The organism is Streptomyces durocortorensis (assembly GCF_016901035.1).
In the GTDB taxonomy this organism is placed as follows: domain Bacteria; phylum Actinomycetota; class Actinomycetes; order Streptomycetales; family Streptomycetaceae; genus Streptomyces; species Streptomyces durocortorensis.
On record NZ_JAFEUF010000574.1, the window covers coordinates 1 to 333 of the forward strand.

At 77.5% G+C, this 333-nt stretch carries 1 pseudogene; it reads right to left on the minus strand.

Features of this window, described 5'->3' with window-relative positions:
- Nucleotides 1-21 precede the first annotated feature (21 nt).
- Nucleotides 22-333 (minus strand): annotated as a pseudogene (locus tag JS521_RS36125) (hypothetical protein); the annotation flags it as partial.

Below are 333 nucleotides of genomic sequence, written 5' to 3' on the forward strand. Positions count from 1 at the left end.
GCGTGGCCCGGCGGAGGGCCCTCAGCCCCTTCCGCCCCGCAGCGCCCGCGCCCGCCGGGCCACCCGGCGCAGTGCCGGGCTGGAGCGCAGGAACGCCAGCCGGGCGGGTACCACCCCCGGCAGCGCGAGCGAGGCCAGGCGGCGGCGTTTGAAGTAGCGCCAGGTGTGGCTGTCCAGGTGCGCGGCGAGGTAACGCTCGGCGGCCGGACGCAGATCGGGGCGTACCTTCGGCCGCATCGCGAAGGCGACGGCGGCCAGCAGGCCGTCCACCTCCGCCTCTTCCAGCTCGGCCCGGTCGCACTCTGCCCGGTCCACCTCCACCCCCTCCAGCCC